Raw genomic sequence first — 15,712 nt, forward strand, 5'->3', positions numbered from 1 at the left:
AATTCCGCGAAAGTGGCAAGAATGTAACAACCGCTACTGGAGCACAGAGCAGCTCAACCGTCTACACGTGGGATGTTAGTGCAGCAAGCACAAGCCCCGGCACAATTGTTATCAGCAACATCAAGGTCAATGTTGCTTCAAACGCAAGCCAGGATGTTAAGGTACAAGTTTCTGGCGCTGGCATCACGACAAAGACCGTGACCGTTGGATCGCTTTCATCGACCGCAAAGGCAACGATTAGCGCTACAAGCAAGCCTGCCTTGAAAGTGAATATGCCAAACCAAGCTGGCGGCGACATTGTGATCACCGAGAGCAATGCTGGCGCATTGCCAACAGGCACGTTTGTATTCCTGCATGTCTTTGACCAGATAGCAGATAGCAGTGCACTCGTGACCTTTGGCGCGAAGCCGTCCATTAACGTGACCGATGGGAATGCAGAGGCAGGCTCAGCCGCTTATGTAAGTGGTACTGGCCTCCAAGATTTCCAAACAATCGTATTCCAGGTTACCAATACGAGTACGGCTGCTTCAACGTTCAAGATCAGCGGAATCAAATATGATGTCACCAGCAAAGCCATAAACGGTGATGTCATAGTTGATGTTAGAACCAACACAACTGATTCTGCTGCGGGCTTTAGTAGCGGAACCAGGCTCGCAACCGTTGCTAACGCCACAATCGGTGCTGCAACGCCAACCTTCAGCGACGTTCCAGCAACTCACTGGGCATTCAGCGCTATCGAGTTCCTCGCTAGCGCGGGGATCATAAACGGCCGCACAAGTGGTCTGTTCGATCCTAACGCTTCGATAACCCGCGGTGAGTTCGCAAAGATCATTTGCCTCGCTGCTGGTCTAACACCTGTCAGTGGTGGAACTGCAAGCTTCAGCGACACATCAGGCAACTGGGCAGCCGGCTACATCGAGGCTGCTAAGACTGCCGGTCTTATCGGCGGTTACCCGGATGGAACCTTCCGTCCAAACAACCTGATAACCCGCGCAGAAATCGCTAAGTTGGTTGTATTGGGCGCAGGCTTTGCAACTGACACAAGCGGTGCTGGTTTCACAGATATCGATGGAAACTGGGCAAAAGACTTCATCCTGACCGCTGCTAATAACGGCGTTGTCAATGGTTACACAGACGGTACCTTCCGTCCGAACAACCATGCAACCAGGGCAGAGGCCAGCGTTATGGTCTACAACTGGCTCGCAGGTATCTAACTAGTAAAAACACCAGACCTAGTAGGGGATGGTGAAAAGTAAAAAAAGAGCGCCTCAAACGAGGCGCTCTTTTTATTGTTGTCTTTCGTGGCTGTGAACCGCTTACCCCGGTTACACCCCCATGTTGCATGTGCAGGAGCCATCCATCATGCCGCTGCATGTGCAGCTGCCGTTTGACATGGTGCTGACGCACTGGCCAAGCATTGAACTGGTGTCGCACATCTGGGCCATATCCGAGATATGCTGGCCGTATTCTGTGCCTGGGGTTGGCATATCACAGGCCATAGCGGGGCTAAGCGCTGTCAGGAATAGTGTGAGCGCTAACGTTACCATCAAGAAGAACTTCATTCGTTCACCTCCCTCGCTTTTTCAAGCGGTTAATAATTACTATGCTAGGTAGTAGATTGCCGAATGTCAATAGTTACCATCACTTAGACGAGCCGGGAATAGCTTCTGTTGCAGGGGGCCAAAGGCGAGTGGTTGTAACGATCGTAGAAATAATCATCGAACCGATAAAAAAGGTGCCCACTAGGTAGTCGGCTGTGAAGTAACGACTCGTGTTAATCTGCGGCCAGGCCAGCGCAATGGCGTAGATAATAGAGGCGGCGACAGCGCTTATCGGAATGGATATGAGGCGAACCCATAACGGGGAACGCCACCAGGCAACAGCATGTCTTTGTATCCAACCCGGCAGCTCAACCAGGCACACGGCGACCAGCACGAGGTTAAATGCGGCAAGCGGCATAACAAAGCGGGGGTGGCCGAACGCAAATAGAAGATGGAATGCGAACCAGCACACGTAAAGCATTGGGATAATAAACCCGCGTTTCCGCCGCACTAGAAGAAGCGCCCCGAGCCCCGCCAATAGCCACAGAACATGTTCAAGCCTACCAAGCCACAGTCTATAAGAGGGGAACGTCTTATTAAAGCCGTGAATCGGCCGAATAAAGAACGGCGTGCTCAAGCTCTCTTTTGTCCAATCGTGATCCTTGTTATCCAGGACGTTCCAGCTCAAGCCATCGGGTGTGCCGAAAAACCGGGGAAACTTTAGCACAACGTTTTTTGCGAACGCGAGCTTGTTGGCTGCAATATCGGCAAGAGCCATCTTGTAGCCCGCGTTGTTGCGGGCAATCTCTCCGGGTATTTTCTCAACGGGGTTCCCGGGTGGGTACCAGCGACCGCCTTTGCCCTTAACGTTGTTTCCCATCCAAAAAACCTCGCCGCCATTAGAAGAGACAAACACCGGACTTCCCAGGGCGACATAGTTGCGAATCGTCCATGGGATGATTACCGCAAGCATGATCGTCCCCATCAAAGCAGTGAGGCCGACCGCTCTAACCAACCCTGTGCGCTTAATAAAAAGCCATATAAAGAAAATGGCGGGAACGATGAGAATCGCCGGGCGGGTTAGGGCCGCAATACCGAATACAAGCCCTGCCAGGACGGTTCGTGCGGGCATCTTGAGTTTGATTCTATCATCGAGTAGCACGATAAAGCCGCCGAGAAGAAGCGGGATAAAGAGGTTCTCGGAGGCCAAAAGGTTGCTATAAAAGATGAAGTTGGGGTATACCGCCGATAATGCCCCCGCAACCATCCCGGCCGGTGCCCCTGCCAGCAGAGAAGTCAGACGGTAAATGAGATAGCATGTGAACGTACCGATTACCGCCTGAGCCAGTTTTACCCCGGTTAAACTTCCCGTGAGCTTAATAAGAAACGCCAGAAAATAAGGATAACCCGGTGGAAACTGCGCGGTCGGGCGCCCGTTAATCGAGAAACCGGCCCCCGCAAGGATGGAGTGGGCCCTATCATGATACCAACCGAAATCACTGACAGGGATTGAAGGCAACCAGAATATCCACGCGACACGAACCGCGAGGGCCGCTACAAGAATGAGTGCCACGATACTGGTGCGTTTCTTCATATCCTCAAGACCAGACAACGCCTCTCCTTAAAAAAGAACAGCTCTATTGTTTAGTATATTTACTACAACTCCTCACTTTTAAATCACAGATATGAAAGAAAGTAGCCCGCGAGAGAAGCGATCTGAGTACGGGGCTGATATTACATCAGCCCCGTACTATTTTCACCAGTTTATGGAATTAGCAAGCGGACCTCACCCGTATGTACTTTAGCTTAATTCTGGAACCGGCTAACACTAAAGTTGTGCTTTAGGAATATTAGTAATTGCAAACCTATCGAATGATGCACGTAGATAAACTGCCCAAGATTCTAACTTAGCGCGATGCATAGAGAAAGCGCTGTTAATCCGGCATGTGCTCAACCTTAACTTTAACGTTAAATAGCTTATTGAGGGTTATCATGTTGATTTGGCGCTTATTTCGGGCGCTCAAAATTACGCCTATAATGACCGATACCAAAGATAATGTTTAACTCTTTAAAGAACCACCGGGTAACTAAAATACTATTCTTTACGGCGCTTGCATTTATTCTGACGACAGGCGTTTCTCTTGCGTTATCCGCAAAGCCGATCGCTCAGACGCTAAATGTGGAACAGACGCCTGTCTTAATGAAAACGGATGGGGGAATGGCAAGCGATATGGTCCCCGGAGAAATCCTTATTAAGTTCAGCAAAGACACGAGCGCCTCACAAATCCGAACCGCCAATAGAAGTCTAGGCGCAGAAGACGCAGGGGAGGCCGCAAATCTGCGAGTTCATCGGGTACGGCTTCCAAAGGGCATGGCGATAAAAGATGCGATTGCTAGATATAAGAAGATGCCCGGTGTCGAGTATGCCGAACCCGAATACCGTTATTTCATGCAGCAAGTGCCGAATGACGAATATTATGCTGACCAGTGGGCGCTTCCAATGATAAAGGCGCCTCAGGCGTGGGATCTGACGACCGGTGGAGAGGTAGTCATTGCGGTTGTCGATACCGGCGTCGATTACAGCCATGAGGATTTAGCCGGCAAGGTCATTAAAGGATACGATTACGTCAACAGCGATACCGACCCGATGGACGACGAATCGCACGGAACGCATGTTGCCGGCACCGTTGCAGCAGCCACCAACAACGGAACCGGTATCGCCGGGGTTTCCTGGGGTGCGAAGATTCTGGCCGTCAAAGTGTTGGATGCAAGCGGAAGCGGTACGAGCTTTGATGTCGCGCAAGGCGTCAGGTATGCCGCCGATAACGGCGCCAGGATAATCAATCTAAGCCTCGGCAGTTACGGTTCGTCGTTAACTATATCTGACGCAATAGCATATGCGCAGGATAAAGGATGTGTCGTCGTGGCGGCGGCGGGAAACGATAATTGCAACACCGCGCATTATCCATCGGCATACCAAAAGGTCATAGGGGTGGGGGCGACCGATTCGTTTGATGTAAAATCGGGGTTTTCGAACTACGGATGGTACGTGGATGTCGCGGCGCCGGGAAGCGATATCTTAAGCTGTTATTCTATTGACGGCGGATATGCCTACGGCAGCGGCACATCGATGGCCACACCGCACGTAGCGGGTCTGGCCGCGCTTATCGCAAGCAGGTATCCGGGCCGAACCGGCGACCAACTCGCGCGCTCGATCATGCGGGCGGTGGACGATCTCGGCGCACCCGGCAGAGACGATATCTATGGCTACGGGCGCATCAACGCCGAGAAGGCCGTGTCCTCCCCGTTCGTATCCGCCGAGGAGACCGGTACGTCTGCGGTGTACTCCGGATCATGGAGCGATGGAAATTCGACCTATGCAAGCGGTGGCACATATAGGGACTCGAGTTCGATGGGTGATTCCATCACCTACACGTTCAACGGGACCGGGGTTACCTGGGTCGCACGCAAGCATCCCGCGGCGGGCGTTGCTAAAGTCTATATCGATGCGGTCTACCAGCAGGATGTCGACCTCTATGGGAGCGACGATTACCAACAGCTGGCCTATACGAAAACGGGTCTCTTGGAGGCAAGCCACACGATAAAGGTCGAAGTTGCGGGAACTAAGAATGCCGCATCAGCCGGGTTTAGTATAAACGTGGATGCGTTTGATGTCGCCTCGTCAGATATGACCGCGCCTGCTACCGCGATTACCGTAAACCCGGCATCTGCAAATGGCAACAACGGGTGGTATTCGTCCGAGCCGACGATAACACTCACGGCAAACGAGACCTCGACCATCTATTACAGGTGGGATGGAGGAGCCGATACCACCTATACCGCTCCATTCCACGCAATTGCCGGTACGCACACGCTAATAGTGCATGCTATCGATCTGGCCGGCAATGCAGAGGTGGACCACGGGCAGCAGTTTAAGGTGGATATCATGCCTCCGGACAAGCCTAACCCGGCGGTTACCGCGCTTCCAAATGGTAACTTTAAGGTGACATGGGGTACACCCGTGGATACGGACTCGGCCGTTGACTACTATTCGGTCTCCGTTAACGGGACCGAAACCACGACATCCAGTACAACCTATACCTTTGCGCCCACATCGAATACAACGTATACCGTGTCCCTGAAGGCATATGATAGCGCGGGTAATCTTTCGCAAACCGGTACGAGGACCGCTTTTTCAAAAGCAACGCCGGTCATCAACGCTTTTACCGGAAACAACATAACACTTGCCCTCAAACCGGCAGGGGATACGGAAACACCGGATATCCCGCAGGTGACAGTATCCTTTGCATCTATTTCATCTGCCGGTGAGACATCGGTTAGCGCAAACTCGACAACCGGTGTCATACCACCATCCGGATATAACATTCTCGGCAAATATTATGAAATAGAGACGGCCGCCACGTTCACCGGTGTAATAATCGTAACGGTCCCGTACAGCGATACGGGATTGACGCTCGAGCAAGAGGCGTCTTTAAAGCTCTACCACTATGAAGGTGGTGATTGGGTCGATAGGACGGTCTCGGTTGATACGCTTAACAACCTTATCACGGCGCAAACCAGTGGGTTATCCCCATTTGCCGTTTGCCAGCAACAGGTAGTACCCCCAGCGGGTGGAGGAGGAGGCGGCGGCGGTGGTGGCAGTCCGCCTGATACCGGTACGCTTGATAGCACCGAGACTACCTCGGCTTTAACTAAAAACTCAAGCGTTGATTTTACAGATATTCTACCGTCTCACTGGGCGTATAGCTATATCCTTGATTTAACCCAACAGGGAATCATCAAAGGGTATACGGATAACACTTTCCGACCGGCCGCAACGGTAACGAGAGCCGAGTTCGCAAAGATGATCTGCCTGGCGATGGGCTGGGAGCTTGACGGCGCAGCGGAAGCGTCGTTTAGCGATGTTTCTAAAAGCAGCTGGATGTACAGCTATGTCGAGACGGCCAGGGCGCACGGGTCGATATCCGGTTATCCCGACGGGACGTTCAAGCCAAATAAGAACGTTACCAGGGCCGAGATCGCTAAGATCATTTCCCAGACGCTTAACCTTGCGCCGGGCTCAAGCGGCCTTAACGATATTAGCTCATCGTGGGCGAGAGACTCTATTAACTCATGCGTTACAGCCGGTATCGTTGGTGGCTATGCCGATAACAACTTCCGGCCCGCCAACACCGCATCCAGAGCGGAAGCGGCAAAGATGATCGTCGGCGTGCTGGCCAGTATATAGGAAGCAGCCTGTCCCTTCGGTTGGTTACCCCCTAATCATGCACCTCTAAAGGTGAATACCATTTCATAAATCTTCTTCCGAAACCCTAGGTAAACATGCTAAGCCCCGGTTCTTAAACAATCCATCCTCCAAAATACCGTTTACCAATATTACGTACGGGTAATAGTCTTTCTTATCCAGTGGTTGCTTGTCGCCCTGTACCTATCGTTACCAGATTACATCTGTGCCAATAGAGAAAGCTGGCTGAAATTCGGAGGAGGAGATATGGCCTGGTCAAAAAGAATTGTCTTTTGTAGGAAACCATTGATGTGGACGGTGTTACTCACCGCCCTTATGCTTGTTTTATTTGCATCGCCCTCGGCTGCCATAGCCTACGGCAATTCGGAGGTCAACCTGACCTGGGACACCGTAAACGGGTGGAATTACGAGCCATTCGCACCCGTCACAGTGACGGTTAAAGACCACAACGGCGATCCCAAGGGGAGCGCGACCGCCGCGGTCGATACAGACGGCAGGTATTACATCGAGCCGTACGGCTTCAGCTCAAACGGCTCGTTCGATATCAAGAGCGGAGACACGATTATCGTTGAGATAGGAGGAACCGCACCGGTCACAGAAACGATAACCCCAAATCTTTCGGCATTTACCAGCGCTACGAATGACGCCATGCATATTGCGAGTAACCATAACCAGAACATTGAAATAGATATAGATAGGTATAAGGACGGTGCTCATGCGACCGTAGAAACGCAAACTGCGGCAAACGGCACGTTTACCTATGACGCCGATTATGATATTTTACCGGCCGATTATTTTTATGTCAGCTATCAAGAGGGTAACGGGAACAAGGTGAGCGTAGATGCCACAGCCCCATATGCGATGGCCGGCATTACCGAGGGTACCGTCTGGGGGTACTACTACGAGCCACGGACTGCGGTAACTATTGATGTCTACTCGGGCTCTACTAAAGTGAGCAGCGCACAGGCGGCAACCGACAGCGATGGCTTCTTTAAAACCACCGGCTTTGACCCTAACGCCGATATCAAGAACGGGTATACGATAACTGTTTCCTCAGGTGATGAGGTAGATACGTTTAAGGCTAACCTTAAAGCCGATGTTGATTTTATTGCCGGGACGATCTCGGGAAGGACGGCTCCCGGTAGCTACATGGTCGTCCGTAGTTCGGCACCGGGAACGAAAGCGTATGTCGAATCTACTGCGACAGCCGACCGGAACGGGGTATTCTCAATCAAGGCGAACCCCGGCTTGAGCGACACTATTATAGTCGCTTCTCTACACCCGGACGGAAACGTCACCCGGCTTAAAGTGCCCTACGGCACGCAGACCCAATCGACCGGCCAGCCGACTATCTATAGCGATCACATCTCTCAGGAAGGGGCCATTATTAAGACGCAAGAAATCCGCCCCCAATCGCTCACGACGGCCACGGCTTCAAACGAGGTCACATTGAAAATTGTTACCAGTGGCGTAAGATTCTCAAGTAACCCCCAGGTCTTACCGCTTGGCGTGAAGTTCACTCAATCCATCGCGACCCTATCGGAAGATTCCAAAACCGCTGTATGGTATGTAAGCGATGCGACCACCAGCACCGTCGGGAAGATACTTTTCACCGATCTCTATTACGATGTCGATACCGGAACAGCTGAAGGCCCCGTTGAGGTTGAGGTGGCGGGCAGCTCGGGTGTTACAACCGAGACGGTAACGAATGCCCATATTCAAACCGAAAAGGGGGTCTTTGAAATCAGCGGTAGAGTTACCGATGAAAATACGTCTGGCATTGAAGGCGCAAAGATACACCTCTTTGCGGACGGCAGCCCTATGCTTGATATGAAAACATCACCGGACGGCGTCTACAGCTTCTCTGGATTGACGGCCGGTACCTATAAAATCGTCGTAACAAAAATCGGATATACCGCCGCGGAATTCGACACAAATCTGGCTAGCGATATTACCAATCAAAACTTTATCCTGAAAAAGACCGATATCGGGCTCGTCAAGCCTGAGGAAAACGGGGTACAAGCATTCGAGCAGATCGAGGATATCTTGGGTGATTTGGGATATCCCGATGTATCCGTCGTGACCACGGATGACTTGACCAACGTGCAAGAGCTTAAAGCGAATCTGCATTGTCTCTTTATCGACTCATCCCCGTTGACATACGATGCCACCCAGACGGCGGCCATCAAAGATTTTGTGAACAATGGCGGGTCGTTGTACGCATCGGATATGTCGTATTTCCTGGTCAGCCAGGCATTTCCCGGGAGAATAGCGTTCGGCGCCGAAGGGATTACGACGCCACAAACAATCGCAAGCACCATTAGGGATAGCGGATTTGCCGACTACGTGGACCCCTCTGATCCGGCAACGTCTTTGGCGGTTGGCTTTAACGAGTTTATGACGCCCTGGATCACGATTGATTCGGTTACATCCGGCTGCGACATCTTTGCCTCAGGAAATATCGCAGCGGGCAACGGGATAACCCTTGCCGATAAGCCGCTTGCCGTGGGGTTTAGGTGGGGTAAGGGCAGGGTTGTATATAGCAGCTACTTCTGCAGTCCCGATAGGAGCAATGAAGACGGGGATGGTCTCTTGCGGTATCTTATCCTCAACACGCTGGTCGGGGCCGAGATAAACAGTGTTCGAGACGCGCTGGCCGCCGGCGGCTACAGCATCGCCAAGATTAATGTAGGCTTGACCAACGCCTCGGATACGCCACCTGTTTATGGGTACGATATCGCATCTGGTAAGGATATGGCTATGGATCTATGGTGGCGCACGGGGCCGCTTAAGCTTTCCGTCTTGCAATCGGACACCATCAAAGAGGCGACGGGGACAACCCCACCCGCCAGCGTAACGTGGCAGGATGTACCGGCGGGGCTTTTGAAATATAGCGCCAGTGCAGCGGGCGATCAAGGGGATAATCATCCGTATGTAATCGCGCTCGGCACCAAAGCGACTACGCCGCCGGGTGGAGGCGGCGTAGGAAGCGGTGGATCGGGCGGTTCCGGCGGTTCCGGTGGATCGGGTGGAACCGGAGGCTCACCGGGCGGCAGCGGTCAGAACGGCTCGGATGATACCGGAACGCACATGACGATCGATGGCTATCCGAAAAACCTTATGGCTAATCAGGGCAAGGGGTATGTGAGCCTGAATTGGTCGGGCGTCTCCGACCCGAGCGTCACCGGCTACAATGTCTATCGTATTGATGGTAAATCGGGTGTTGGTATAAAACTTAACGATTCACCTATTGCGGTTACCTTCTTTAAGGATAAGAGCATCGAGTTTAACAAAACCTACCATTATTGGGTAACGGCCGCAAACAACGACGGTGATGAAAGCGAACCATCGGATATCGTAACAATAACGACCAGCGCTGTTTTAGGTGAGATAGCGTTTGCCGATGTTCCCGTAAATTCCTGGTACAAGGACTACATAGTCAAGCTGACCGCGGCCGGTGTTATCGATGGCTATAGCGACGGGTCGTTTAAGCCGCAGAATAACGTGACGCGGGCCGAGTTTTGCAAGCTGATACTGGCGTCGCTAGGGGAGAAGCCACTTGATAGCGCAGCCTTCTCGTTCAGCGATGTCTCTAGTCATTGGGCTAAAGGATATATCGAAAAGGCGAGGCAGTTTGGGATTATCGACGGGTATGGGGATGGGACGTTCAGGCCTGATGCCAGGGTAACGCGGGCCGAGATATCCAAAATGATATGTAGCGCAAAGGGTATGGCGATAAGTGAGGCGATGAGCGGTTTCTATGATTGCGACTCGTGCTGGGCAGATAAATATATCTCGTCGCTTAAGACATCCGGTATTCTTGCCGGCTATAGCGACGGTACGTTCAGACCGCAAAATAGCGCCACGCGCGCTGAGGTCTGCAAGATCATTGCCCTAATGATGAGTAGCGAATAGCGAGTGGCGAAGAGCGATTGGGTGTGGGTCTAGTATGGTAAGCACGTTTTCCTATACTAGACCCCTTTTTTATGAGTGAGGAATGTGTGAATAGCGATGGGGTACTTATTAGGTTACTAACTATAGCAATCCCTAATCGCTCTTCGCTAGTCGCTGCTTTTATGCTATTATGTGGTAATCCGTCTTCTGAACTAGCGATGGAGGTTTTTATGCAGCAACGATTATCACTAGGAATGCCACGATTATCACGGTTATCTCTACTATTACTGCTGGCTACGGCCTTATCCCTGTTGATGCTACTATCCCCGGCACCGCCGGCCGCAATGGCCCAGACGGGAGTAACTACCGACACCCCAACGATTGTTCCGATTGTGTTTCCGCTCGCCGGCAAATGCAGTTTTCAGGATACGTTCGGTGCGTCGCGTGACGGTGGCAAGCGGAAACACGAGGGCACCGATATCATGGCCGACAAAATGACACCCATTCTGGCGGTCGTTGATGGCACGGTCGACTGGATTTGTGACGGCACGCAAACAAGCACGGCAAACGGCCTGCCATACTACCAGCTATTATTACGCGGCGATGACGGCAACGACTACTTTTACCTCCATATCAACAACGATAACCCCGGAACCGATGATGGAAAGGGCGGCCCCGGCTATGCTTATGCACCGGGAATCGTCGATGGCGTGCGGGTAACGGCCGGTCAGTTCATAGCGTATGTAGGAGACAGCAGCAATGCGGAAACCACTGCCCCGCATCTTCATTTCGAGCTACATCTCGGCGGATATAAAAATCCGATCAATGCCTATCAATCCCTTATTATCGCGCAAGGCAAAAGTCTATTTAAGGATGTCGAAACGACCAGCTGGTTTTTCCAGTATGTGAACAAGCTGGTGAGCGATGGGATCATAAAAGGCTATGCCGACGGCCGGTTCAGGCCGGACGATCTCGTTACAAGGGCCGAGTTCATAAAAATGGTGGTTATCGCCGCCGAGATTGCGCCCGCGACTACCTTTGCCGGTGACTTTAACGATGTAGGGGCCGAGCACTGGGCCTGGCCGTATGTCGGGGCCGCAAAGAGCGCCGGCATTATCGATGGCGACACCGGGGGCAGGTTCAGGCCGGACATGCCGGTTAACAGGGCAGAGGCCGCTAAGATCATCATGAAAGCTTGCGCGCTTCCCGAGAACCTATCGGGCGCCGCGTTCTCCGATGTCGCCCAGGACTTCTGGGGCTACACGCCGATCATGACCGCGATGAACTCCGGTATTATCAGCGGTTACCCGGATAAAACTTTTAGGCCGCTTAAGTTCACCAACCGCGCGGAGGCATCAAAAACCATCTACATGATCTGCAAATAAACGCTTGCTAGGCGTAACTAAGACCAGCAACGGTCGTTTTTAAACTTGAAACGCCCTGCCTTTAAGTGTATGATTAGAGGCTAATGTGCTAAAAGTACAGACCTTTACTAAATGTACAGACAAGCAATAGCTGAACTTGCGCCCTCTTAGCAAGCAACCAATAGGGCTTATATGCAGTCAATCTAGGATTCACGGCTTAATCGAATCTTTAGGAGGGCTACTTTTGTAAAGGGCGAACTTTAGAAAAACGATAGCGATACTCACCGCAACACTATTGGCAGCATTAGTGCTCCTTACCGTAGCGCCGCTCGCACAGGCCGCAAGCTATGAGGAGATAAAACTGGTAAGACTAATCAACGATTACCGGATTGGTCGGGGCCTTGACGAGCTTATTCTTTTAGATAAGCTGTCGGATGCCGCCCGCGCGCATAGCGCTGATATGGCTGCTAACAACTACTTCTCGCATGATTCACAAAATGGCGCAAACTTTGCCGACAGGATCAAGGCGACGGGCTATAGCGCGAATACATCGCTCGGAGAGAACATCGCGGCGGGGATGTGGAAGGCGACAGATGTGTTTAACGGCTGGAAGCAGTCGCCGGGGCATAACAGCATTATGCTCAGCAAGGATTACAAAGCGATCGGTGTAAGCCGGGTCCTCGGGCCCGAGTCCGATTACCAGTGGTATTGGACCGCCGATTTCGGTGGCGTTATCGGCTCATCGGCCAAGATCGCACAAGTCTTCGAATCGGGTAACTGGGCGTATAACTATATCCAGTGGCTGATTAAGGAAAAAGCGGTCTCCGGTTATCCGGACGGCACATTTAGGCCAGAGAACCCGATCACCAGGGCGGAATTCGCCGCACTGATCGTCAAAGCACTCGACTTTCCAATAAACGGAACCAAAGTCTTTAAGGATACGCAACGCCATTGGGCAAAGGCATACATATCCACGCTGGCCAACCGCGGCTACATCAATGGGTACGCCGACGGCAGTTTCAGGCCGGATAGTCTGATAACACGTGCAGAGATGGTAAAAGTCATAAGCAAGGCCGGCGGTCTTAAGTTGACGACGAACACTCAGAGCTTTACCGATATAGCCGGCCATTGGGCAAAAAGCTATATCCTGATCGCCTCATCAAATGACATCATAGGTGGTTATCCAAACGGCAAGTTCCGCCCCGACACCCTTTGTCTCCGGGCCGATACCGCAGCCTGTATCTACCGGCTACTCAACTAGGGGTCCAGAGTTCGGGGACCAGGGGCAAGGGATGAAGGAGAGTGGGTTTTTTAAGAAGAAGGTTTCCCCCCGGACCCTGAACCCTGGCCTCTGGACCCTGCTTTTCTAGTTTGGGATAAACAAGATGGCGTTGCTGATCGAGCGTTCGCTTCCATCGCTCGGGTAATTGCAGACATCGCCGTTGAAGTAGAGGGTGGAGGAGCCGCCGCTGTCGAAATTCATAGCGTCGACAGCACCCCTGTTCTTGAGGTCTGCAGCGAGTTCGGTCAGGGTCATCCCGATGCTGAAACAATCACTTCTGCCGTCGATCACTTCTATAATCAGGTTGCCCTGAGAATCGATACCGATACCGGTTCTCGGATTTCTGCCTTTTACCTGGGACGAATCGAAACCCTCACTCTCAACGTTCACCTGTCCCGCCCTGACGAGCCTCGGGCCCCCGCCGATAGCTGCAGCGCCGCTCTGCCAGGGGTTAAGGTAGAACTTAAGGTGTACGGTATCACCGATTTTCATACTTCCGTCAAGATAATTTCGGCCCGACCCGGAATCGGCCGAAAGGACGATGTAATTAGGCTTGATTAGCGAGTTACCGCCGTGATTGACTTCGCGAACTGTTCCGGTAAGTTCACTGCTCGGTGTTACGGCGCCGTCTATCTGGATGGATACTTCGGTTCCGGTGTCCTCCGTAAGGGTAGAAGGGCCGTAGAAGGGGGTGTATGCATAAATCGTATCGGAATCACGGTCGCGGTATTTGTTAAGCCATGCGATAATGCCCGGCCGTCCGGTCGCGGCCATCACCGAGGCGCTCATCGAAGCCCGATCGATAAAGCACGTCTTGTCGGATAGGATGCCGAAGTAGCTTCTGCTGTTGATGGGTGAGGACAGGATCTGGTCGTCCACCATTAAGCCACTCGAGCCCCCGGTCTTAACTGAGAAGAAATCGGCGTTAACACCTGCTATCGCACCCTTTCTTTTGGCCATCGAACTCAGCCTCTCACGTGCCGCGACCCTGTCCTTTGCAAGGCCCAGCTTTATTGAGACCGGAGCCGTTTTCGGCACCTTAAGCACGTTGATGTTAATCGGTCCCGACTCGATAAAGCGGCGATATCGCTCACAGGTAACCTGATTGGCCGAAGAGCGCTCGAGCAAATAATCTTTGTTTAAGAGCGCCCGATAGATAAGCGCCGCTGCCTCAGCCCTGGATATTTGCGCATTCGGCCTGAATGTTCCATCTGAATAGCCGCTTATCAAATTGTTTTTGGCTGCCGTTTGAACATACTTGTAGCCCCAGTAACCCGATCCGACATCTTCAAATGTTTGGGCGCTTACGTTGGATGTTGAGTACCCCTTAACTTTTACCAGGATTTTAGCCAGCTGCACCCTTGTCGCTATCGCGTTTGGACGGAACGTATTGTCGGGGAAGCCGTCGACCAGATCTTGCTCGATGACCGTAGAGATAAATCCGGCCGCCCAGTGATTGGGCTCGACATCAGAAAACGCGGGCACACGGGGGCTTTTCGAGTATATGAAAGCCGTGGTTAAGAGCTTTGCAAGCTCGCTTCGACGCAGATTATCGGTTGGCTTAAACTTACCATCAGCGTTTCCATTTATAATCCCGTAGTTGGCAAGAGAGAGAATGTAGTCTGCCGCCCAGTAATGCTTACCGACATCGGGGAATGACTTTCTTGAGGCGGCATCGGCCGGCATCAAGCCACCGAAGATGACGGTTATTAGTAGCGCTGCTAATAACAAAGTCGCAAAAATGTTGCTACGTTTCATTGGCACCCCTCATGCAAACTAAAGCTTACTTACATAACCGGAATCTTAGCACTGCCTGCCTGCATCTACAAGCTTAACATACAAACGAGGGGATGGCTAAACCATACAATATGTTATTGCTCATTTCGTGTTTTTATCATACCATTGAACATCAGTGGCAACATCGTTACATCCCGCAAGATAACATATCTCAATTAGGTGGTTAATGGATGTTTTTTCTTAACAAAACCAAAGCATTATTAGCAGCATCGACAACCGTTGTTTTACTTGCAGGCCAAACAGCCGCATTAGCGGGAACCGTAAACATGAACCGCGCAGGGATACCCGCCACGCATGTAAAAGACAGCGCCGGCATAAGCAAGATCAAGCAAATCCTCATACGGCCGAAGTCGGGCGTAAGTCTAAAAGCGATAGAAGCTATCAATGCTCGACTAGGTGGAAAACGCGTTTCAAAATTACCGAAACTTGGAGTAATTAAAGTAACCCTTGGCAATAGCGATATCAACAAAGTGCTGAATGCTTATAACGCAAGCGGCATGGTAGAGTATGCCGAACCCAATTACACGCGAAAAGCAGCCTTGTTCACCCCTAACGACCCGCAATACCC

At 51.9% G+C, this 15,712-nt stretch carries 9 protein-coding genes; 6 read left to right on the forward strand and 3 right to left on the reverse strand.

What is annotated here, in order from left to right; genetic code table 11:
* The coding region (locus ACYC56_RS06405; RefSeq protein WP_461373348.1) for an S-layer homology domain-containing protein at nucleotides 1-1,214 on the forward strand (1,214 nt) is incomplete at its 5' end.
* 111 nt (nucleotides 1,215-1,325) lie between these two features.
* Here the strand turns inward: ACYC56_RS06405 and ACYC56_RS06410 are convergent.
* Nucleotides 1,326-1,562, reverse strand: a complete 237-nt coding sequence (locus ACYC56_RS06410) for a hypothetical protein (protein ID WP_461373349.1) — start codon at nucleotides 1,560-1,562, stop codon at nucleotides 1,326-1,328.
* A gap of 79 nt (nucleotides 1,563-1,641) precedes the next feature.
* Complete coding sequence (locus tag ACYC56_RS06415; RefSeq protein ID WP_461373350.1) at nucleotides 1,642-3,153, reverse strand: ArnT family glycosyltransferase; 1,512 nt, start codon at nucleotides 3,151-3,153, stop codon at nucleotides 1,642-1,644.
* 444 nt (nucleotides 3,154-3,597) lie between these two features.
* On the opposite strand from ACYC56_RS06415, the gene ACYC56_RS06420 reads away from it, so the two are divergent.
* The 4 genes from ACYC56_RS06420 to ACYC56_RS06435 all read left to right on the forward strand — a co-directional run bounded on the left by ACYC56_RS06420 (nucleotide 3,598) and on the right by ACYC56_RS06435 (nucleotide 13,326).
* Complete coding sequence (locus tag ACYC56_RS06420; RefSeq protein WP_461373351.1) at nucleotides 3,598-6,789, forward strand: S8 family serine peptidase; 3,192 nt, start codon at nucleotides 3,598-3,600, stop codon at nucleotides 6,787-6,789.
* Between the two features lie 306 nt (nucleotides 6,790-7,095).
* On the forward strand, nucleotides 7,096-10,722 hold the full coding sequence (locus ACYC56_RS06425; protein ID WP_461373352.1) for an S-layer homology domain-containing protein: 3,627 nt from the start codon (nucleotides 7,096-7,098) through the stop codon (nucleotides 10,720-10,722).
* A 209-nt stretch (nucleotides 10,723-10,931) separates the two neighbouring features.
* Nucleotides 10,932-12,086: an S-layer homology domain-containing protein gene (locus ACYC56_RS06430; RefSeq protein ID WP_461373353.1), complete on the forward strand. Its 1,155-nt coding sequence runs from the start codon at nucleotides 10,932-10,934 to the stop codon at nucleotides 12,084-12,086.
* Between the two features lie 274 nt (nucleotides 12,087-12,360).
* The gene (locus ACYC56_RS06435; protein ID WP_461373354.1) at nucleotides 12,361-13,326 is read left to right on the forward strand and encodes a CAP and S-layer homology domain-containing protein; all 966 of its coding nucleotides are present in this window, start codon (nucleotides 12,361-12,363) and stop codon (nucleotides 13,324-13,326) included.
* A 105-nt stretch (nucleotides 13,327-13,431) separates the two neighbouring features.
* Here the strand turns inward: ACYC56_RS06435 and ACYC56_RS06440 are convergent, their stop codons facing one another.
* Nucleotides 13,432-15,105, reverse strand: coding sequence for an S-layer homology domain-containing protein (locus tag ACYC56_RS06440; RefSeq protein ID WP_461373355.1), 1,674 nt, complete (start codon nucleotides 15,103-15,105; stop codon nucleotides 13,432-13,434).
* A 209-nt stretch (nucleotides 15,106-15,314) separates the two neighbouring features.
* Here ACYC56_RS06440 and ACYC56_RS06445 point away from each other — a divergent pair.
* On the forward strand, nucleotides 15,315-15,712 hold a 398-nt coding region (locus tag ACYC56_RS06445; protein WP_461373356.1), incomplete at its 3' end, for a S8 family serine peptidase.

It is taken from the genome of Candidatus Aquicultor sp., from assembly GCF_054640775.1.

Excerpts from the sequence above, each read along its gene's own strand:
- ACYC56_RS06440 (WP_461373355.1), bottom strand. The coding sequence starts at position 15,105 with ATGAAACGTAGCAACATTTTTGCGACTTTGTTATTAGCAGCGCTACTA.
- ACYC56_RS06410 (WP_461373349.1), bottom strand. The coding sequence starts at position 1,562 with ATGAAGTTCTTCTTGATGGTAACGTTAGCGCTCACACTATTCCTGACA.
- ACYC56_RS06425 (WP_461373352.1), top strand. The coding sequence starts at position 7,096 with ATGTGGACGGTGTTACTCACCGCCCTTATGCTTGTTTTATTTGCATCG.
- ACYC56_RS06420 (WP_461373351.1), top strand. The coding sequence starts at position 3,598 with ATGTTTAACTCTTTAAAGAACCACCGGGTAACTAAAATACTATTCTTT.
- ACYC56_RS06430 (WP_461373353.1), top strand. The coding sequence starts at position 10,932 with ATGCAGCAACGATTATCACTAGGAATGCCACGATTATCACGGTTATCT.